This is a genomic window from Collinsella aerofaciens, assembly GCF_040915425.1.
GTDB lineage: Bacteria > Actinomycetota > Coriobacteriia > Coriobacteriales > Coriobacteriaceae > Collinsella > Collinsella aerofaciens_BW.
In genome coordinates, this window is record NZ_JBCPDN010000022.1 from 23,755 (window position 1) to 30,001 (window position 6,247).

At 58.7% G+C, this 6,247-nt stretch carries 7 protein-coding genes and 1 tRNA gene; all 8 read right to left on the reverse strand.

The window, feature by feature from the left end; all coding sequences use genetic code 11:
* Positions 1-36: 36 nt before the first annotated feature.
* The gene (locus AB5164_RS04590; protein ID WP_368143303.1) at positions 37-1,392 is read right to left on the reverse strand and encodes a DNA recombination protein RmuC; all 1,356 of its coding nucleotides are present in this window, start codon (positions 1,390-1,392) and stop codon (positions 37-39) included.
* Between the two features lie 51 nt (positions 1,393-1,443).
* The gene (locus AB5164_RS04595; RefSeq protein WP_368147851.1) at positions 1,444-2,007 is read right to left on the reverse strand and encodes a hypothetical protein; all 564 of its coding nucleotides are present in this window, start codon (positions 2,005-2,007) and stop codon (positions 1,444-1,446) included.
* Positions 2,004-2,534, reverse strand: a complete 531-nt coding sequence (locus AB5164_RS04600; RefSeq protein ID WP_368143288.1) for a DUF6036 family nucleotidyltransferase — start codon at positions 2,532-2,534, stop codon at positions 2,004-2,006. Before AB5164_RS04600 ends, AB5164_RS04595 begins: the two co-directional genes overlap by 4 nt.
* Before the next feature lie 123 nt (positions 2,535-2,657).
* Complete coding sequence (locus AB5164_RS04605) at positions 2,658-3,080, reverse strand: hypothetical protein (RefSeq protein WP_368143289.1); 423 nt, start codon at positions 3,078-3,080, stop codon at positions 2,658-2,660.
* A gap of 451 nt (positions 3,081-3,531) precedes the next feature.
* Positions 3,532-4,071, reverse strand: a complete 540-nt coding sequence (gene rbr / locus AB5164_RS04610; protein ID WP_006235152.1) for a rubrerythrin — start codon at positions 4,069-4,071, stop codon at positions 3,532-3,534.
* A 114-nt stretch (positions 4,072-4,185) separates the two neighbouring features.
* The gene (locus AB5164_RS04615; RefSeq protein WP_349105187.1) at positions 4,186-5,091 is read right to left on the reverse strand and encodes an HhH-GPD family protein; all 906 of its coding nucleotides are present in this window, start codon (positions 5,089-5,091) and stop codon (positions 4,186-4,188) included.
* A 21-nt stretch (positions 5,092-5,112) separates the two neighbouring features.
* Positions 5,113-5,598, reverse strand: a complete 486-nt coding sequence (locus AB5164_RS04620; protein WP_022094514.1) for an RrF2 family transcriptional regulator — start codon at positions 5,596-5,598, stop codon at positions 5,113-5,115.
* A 359-nt stretch (positions 5,599-5,957) separates the two neighbouring features.
* Positions 5,958-6,035 (reverse strand) — tRNA-Asp (locus AB5164_RS04625).
* Positions 6,036-6,247 lie beyond the last annotated feature (212 nt).

Consider the following 6,247-nt stretch of genomic DNA (forward strand, 5'->3'; position numbering starts at 1 on the left):
CCCGCGTCCGCGCTGGTGCCCCGCCGCCTGTTGCAACTAGTCCTCGTCCTCTTGGTCTGCGAGCAGCTCCGCGGATGTGAGCCCCAAGATCTCGTCGGCCTCCCGCGCGTCCTCCAGCGCGTCGATGTCCTTGAGCTTACGCACCATAACGTTGGTGCGCGTGGTGATAATGCCCTCGACCGTCTTGCCCGCGGTCTCGATCTGCTGCTGCGCGCGGCGCAGCGCCGCCTGATAGCGCGGCAGCTCAGCCTTGACGGCGGAAAGCACGCGCAGCACGTCATCGGTGCGTTTTTGCAGCCTAAACGTCTGATAGCTCATCTGCAGGCTGTTGAGGATGGCGGCCATGGTACTGGGGCCGGCAACGTTGACGTGATAGTCGCGGCCCAGGGTCTCGATAAGCCCGGGACGACTGACGACCTCGGCGTACAGGCCCTCAAACGGCACGAACATGATGCCAAAGTTGGTCGTCGCGGGCACGCTCAGGTACTTCTCGCAAATGTCCTTTGCCTCGCGCTTCACCATCATATCGAGCGTCTTGCGCGCAGCGGCGACGGCCTCCGCGTCGCCCGACTCCTGGGCGTCGAGCAGATGCTCGTACGCATCGCCCGGGAATTTGGAGTCGATCGGCAGCAGCACGGGATCGCCCTCGTCCACCGGCAGCTTGACGGCAAACTCAACACGCTCCGAGGCGCCAGGCTTGGTGGCCACGTTTTCCAGATACTGGTCGGGCGTAAGGATGTCCGCCAGGATTGCGCCCAGCTGCACCTCGCCCAAAATGCCGCGCGCCTTCACATTGCCCAGCACGCGCTTAAGGTCGCCCACACCGGTGGCGATGGATTGCATATCGCCCAGGCCCTTGTACACGGCCTCGAGCTGGTCACTCACTTGCTTAAACGATGCAGACAGACGGTCGTTGAGCGTACGGGAGAGTTTCTCGTCCACCGTCGCGCGCATCTGATCGAGCTGCACGTTGTTGTCCTTGCGAATGGCGCCCAGCTGGGCGTCGACCGTCTCGCGCACCTTGTCCAGGCGGTGCTCGATGCCCTCGCGGTTGGCGCCGAGCTGTTGGGCCGTCTCGCGGCGCAGGTCATCCATACGGTCGCCAGCCTGCGAGAACTCACGCGCGATGGTCAGGTAGCGCTGCTGCTCTACGGCGGCGTCGGTCGTCTGCTGCTGCGCGATGGCGTTTGCCGTGCGGCGGGTTTCTGCCAGCGCGACGTTCAGGGTGTCGAGCGCGTTGTTGGCCTGCTCGAGCGCCGCGAGCGTCTCCGCGTCGTTGCCGCCACGCTCTCGCAACTCGGCACGAAGGCCTTTAAGCTGCAGGGCGCAAACCACAGCAACTCCCACCGCCACCAAGGCAATCACAACAAGCGCAATATCAATAGCAGACATAGACTCCGCCCAACAAACCCAATCGATTATCAATCAAAACCGCGATCAATCTTACCCCGCCACACGCACTGAGCGCCCGGCCCCTTCTTGGGTGCCCCTCTCCTCCGCATATTCCATAATGCGGCGCGCCGTTTTCCTGCTCACCTTTGAGTCATCGCCGGCCAAGTATGCGTATACGTTTCCTTTATTCAGGTGCAGAGCACGGCAGATGCCATAGCGCGTTACACCCGATTCCTCCAATGCTTCCAGTGTTCTCTTTCTCATCAGGGCGTTCACCCTTCTGTCGGCCGCTGGCTTTTCTTTCACCCCTCTATACGCGTGCCAAACGTTGGCATAACGATTGGGGAGCTTATCCTCGGTGCATAGAGATGCCAGGCTACCCGCTTGGCCATACAGAGACAAAACACCTCGATAGCTCTCTTCCATCCACGAGCCCTCGGATAAACCCAGAACGTATTCGGCTTTTCCCTGCGCCAAAGCGAGCAAAAACAGAGGCTCCGCCACGCGCGGCGCAACCGTCGTCGCCTGCTCAACCAGCTTTCTAAAACTCAGAGACTGCTGTCCGGATAGTTCTCGGCAATAGCCTTTCAAAAATCCCTCAAAAGTCAGATTCAACCGAGCACCTCCTTTTTGTATTGCCTGTATGCGCAGACCATCTCTTGATAACTCCGCTCCGAGGGCGACGACGCCAGAGCCTCTCCCTCGTCGAATATAAGCCGCTCGAGCAGATCCCAATCAAGTCGGTCAACAAATGCCTGACTATGAAGATCGACGATGTCGTTCGGACGATAGGCATAAAGCTTCATCACCGCCAGGTCCTCCAAAGATGGCGTAAAGTACCTGATAAAACGCGCCCCAATCTTCAAGGGAATCAAACGATCTTCGTAATTGAATGGCATCTGATTACAATATGCCACCGCCATACCATTCACCTCGGGGTATCGAGCTATGATCTCGCGGAGGCACCTGTCTGCCTCAAACACATCAATGTCATGTGTAACCGACCGATTCGTCACATCGTTTAGCATGAAAGCGCTTCCTCCCACCAATACAACGCTCGGCCTGTCGTCTCTTGGACCTATTTCCAGCTCCGCCTCTTCGTCAATGCCCAAAAGAGTCTGCTCTAAATCCTGCTTATACATAGCAAATCCTATTATTATTCATCTTCAATAATACTATTCAGTCGCACGGCAGGACCCAAAGGATGCAAGAATTCTACTCGTGGCGATAATCCGTACACTCTAGAAGTCCTAATGTGACAAACGCTAACTCTCCCAGCCGGCGCGGATGGTTGTTATGACGTCGCCTAGGCGCTGGCCGAGAGCTGCCAAGTGCTGAAGCACCTCATTGGGCGAGGCGCCGTTGAGAATGCACGTGAGGGCATATGAGGCCAAGAAGATTGCCGCGAGTCCCAACGGGATCAGCACGATCATCGCTAACGTGCGCAGGCGCTGGCCCACGCGGCGGTGACGTGTGCGGCGCTTGTCGAACGCAAGCTCCTGCGCATATGAATCTTGTTGTACGGAATATGCTCCTGGGTCTACCTCGCCCGCAGACGATACCGCAGGTGCGGCGTTTTGTGCAGGAGGTTGAACGGCCGCCCCTTGCATTTGCATCTCCATAAGCCGTTGCTGTTGGCGCAACATGCGCTCGGCTTGTCGCTGCGGGGTCTCAAGAAACAAATCCATGCTGGCCTCCAAAATCGGAGCATTCGACGCTTACGCCCAGCATCCCGCACCGCCAAGGCCACGGCAACGCAATCCGTAGCAATAGCCGCAAAGTTTCTTGTTGACAAAAGCTGTCGAAAACCTCAACAACTCCCCTACCAGCACTTTCTCTGAGCTTTTTTGTCGAATAATCTTTTGCCCTTCCACCAACCCGCCAACTAACCAAAAGCTGGCCAAAAGCTTGACGGAAATTGTGAAGACCGGGACCCCACACAAAAACGTGCCGCCCCAAAAGGGGCGGCACGCAAACTTCTAATCAGCTTTTCTGTAGCGAGCACGCAACGACCCAACGCCGGGGCGCGGGGCGGGAGGCCGGATTGCCTTCCCTCAACGCGACCCTGCGAAGCCGTGAGCGGGGAGGGAAGGCAATCCGGCCTCCCGCCCCGCGCTCCGCAGCAGCCAGCGCCAAGCGCTAGTAGTTCACCACCTGCTCCTCAAAGTACGCCTTCGGGTGGTTACAGACCGGGCACACCTCGGGCGCCTCGGCACCAACGTGCAGGTGCCCACAGTTCAGGCACTTCCACACCTTCACGCCCTCACGCTCAAACACCTCGCCCGACTCGATGCGCTCGACGAGTTTGTTGTAGCGCTCCTCGTGGGCCTTCTCGACGGCGGCGACACCACGGAACTTCTCGGCGATCTCGGCAAAGCCCTCCTCCTCGGCGGTCTTGGCGAACTCGTCGTACATCGTGGTCCACTCGTAGTTCTCGCCCGCGGCGGCGTCGCGCAGGTTGTCCAGAGTGCCCGGAACGGCGCCGTCGTGCAGATACTTAAACCACAGCTTGGCGTGCTCGGACTCGTTGCCCGCCGTCTCGGCAAAGATATTCGAAATCTGAACGTAGCCATCCTTCTTGGCCTTAGATGCGTAGTAGCGATACTTGGTGTGTGCCTGGGACTCACCGGCAAAAGCGGTCTCGAGGTTCTTCTTGGTTTGGGAATTCTCAAAATCCATAGGTGTACTTCCCTTCAACACGTGCCGCCCATAGGCTTTGAGCGACCTTGTCTTTAGGATGCCCTCAAGCCGCGAATTTAAACCTTACAATCCCGTTCTTCAGATTTGAGCGGGCTACACACTCAACCAACGATCGTCCTCGGCTCGGCAAAAGCCCTCGCGCTCCAGGTCAGCTAGAATGCCCGCGATCAAGTCGCACTCGACCGGCCCGCGACCGGCTGCCGCTTCCATCTCGTTAACGCCCACCACGGCATCAGCAAGCGTAATCCCCGCCGGCTGCCCATCGCGCGCTGCCAACAACATACGCACAATGTGGGCGCGCTTTTGGCGGCGCGAGCCCTCAAACTTGGACTGACGACTATAGCCCGCCGACCGCCTGGACGGATTGGGCAGTGTCTTTTTAAGATACGCGCCGTAATCCAGCAATGCGTAATACCACGCGCGCGGCGTGTCGGCATCGTCTTGAGGCGCGGCAAAGGGCGCGATCTCGTCCGCCGCCGCACCGGGGACCGCCGGACAGGCAGCTTGGATCAGCGGCACCAGTTCGCGATCGGGAACGGCCGGCACATCGGGAAAGAAATGATGCAAAAAGACCGTGCGCACATTGGTCTCCAAATACACGCCCGGAAGATCAAACGCAAACGAACGGATACCCTGCGCCGTTGCCGGGCCAATACCAGGCAGAGCGACCAAGTCACGCGTCTCACGCGGAAACTCCCCGTCCCAGTCCTCTACAACGCGCTGAGCGGCCCCGTGAAGCGCCAGAGCGCGTCGGTTGTAGCCCATGCCCTGCCAAGCGTCCAAAACATCGGAAGGCGCGGCCTGGGCAAGCGCCTGCACAGTCGGAAAACGATCGAGCCACACCGGCATGCGCGCCTCCACACGCGGCACCTGTGTTTGCTGCAGCATGACCTCAGAAAGCCAAATGATGTACGGATCGCGTGTGCGGCGCCACGGAAGGTCGCGATAACGCAGGACCCCTTCCGAACGAATCATCGAACGAAAGGGGTCCTGAATCATGGCTATGCTCCTTATGCGGCGCTATTCCTCCCGGTAAGCGCACGCGCAGGTGGCGTACTCGGGAAACGCTTCGCGGTCGGCGAACTTGGGATCGACGGCCGGGAACTGGCGGTGAGCGACGATGTCGCCGAGCGAAACGGAATCGAGGTAGTCGCGCATCAACGCCTGAGCTCCGGCCCACAGGGGATGATAGCAGCACGCGCCCATGCGCGCACAGTCACCATCGGGCGCGGTGCAATCGTTCATAACCATAGGACCCTGAACGGCCTCGACGACCTGGCGGATAGTGACGTCGTCCGGACTGACCTTGAGACGCATGCCACCGTGGACGCCACGCAGGCTCTCCACAATACCGGCCTGGACCAAACCGTGCTGAATCGAGCGGGCAAACGAATACGGGACATTGACCTCTTCGGCAGCGGTGCGAACAGAAAGCAAACACTCCGGATCCTCAGCAAGCATCGCCAGCATTCGAAGGGCGTAATCAGTCTTCCTCGATATGTCCATTTTTTCCCTTTCAAGGAATACGAACAGCTCGAACGAGCTCCGGGGCCGAGCTTGTGTCGAGACGCTAAATGACCGCCAGGACATCCAAATGGTAAATCGGATATCCACTGAGTGCCGCGCTTGGAGCGAAATGCATCAGATGCGGCGCACAGTGCAATTTAGTATAACCTAACCCCCTGTCTCGTAGAACAGGTGTTGCGCAACAAAGCTGTTGTTCAGACAGATATACTTATTAGATTTTACTTGCGTTCCCGAAGGCGCGGGGATTCTGGGCGAAGATGCACCAGGGCGATCGTTCTATCGAAACAAAGTGCATCAAACGCAAAAAACCACGTCCGAAGACGTGGCTTTAATTGCGTTGGCGGGAAGTACGGGGCTCGAACCCGCGACCTCCGACGTGACAGGCCGGCGCTCTAACCAAACTGAGCTAACTCCCCAGGCAGACGTTCGCGTTTGTTTCCGCTCGCGTGCGCTGCGGGGATTAGTATACACAGAAGTCTGTCCGGCGCGCAACAACTTTTTTGAAAAAATTTTTCGGGGCCATCCGGGAGGGTCTCCGGGGCTGAGGGCGGGGGTTAAGTTTGCTGCTCTACAGTCCTGCGCAAGACGGAAAGCACATTAAGTGCTTTCCTTTGCGTGCGGAACTCGC

Bases quoted from the DNA above. Each gene is read 5' to 3' on its own strand.
- AB5164_RS04590 (WP_368143303.1), bottom strand. From the start codon at position 1,392: ATGTCTGCTATTGATATTGCGCTTGTTGTGATTGCCTTGGTGGCGGTG.
- AB5164_RS04620 (WP_022094514.1), bottom strand. From the start codon at position 5,598: ATGGACATATCGAGGAAGACTGATTACGCCCTTCGAATGCTGGCGATG.
- AB5164_RS04605 (WP_368143289.1), bottom strand. From the start codon at position 3,080: ATGGATTTGTTTCTTGAGACCCCGCAGCGACAAGCCGAGCGCATGTTG.
- AB5164_RS04600 (WP_368143288.1), bottom strand. From the start codon at position 2,534: ATGTATAAGCAGGATTTAGAGCAGACTCTTTTGGGCATTGACGAAGAG.
- rbr (WP_006235152.1), bottom strand. From the start codon at position 4,071: ATGGATTTTGAGAATTCCCAAACCAAGAAGAACCTCGAGACCGCTTTT.
- AB5164_RS04615 (WP_349105187.1), bottom strand. From the start codon at position 5,091: ATGATTCAGGACCCCTTTCGTTCGATGATTCGTTCGGAAGGGGTCCTG.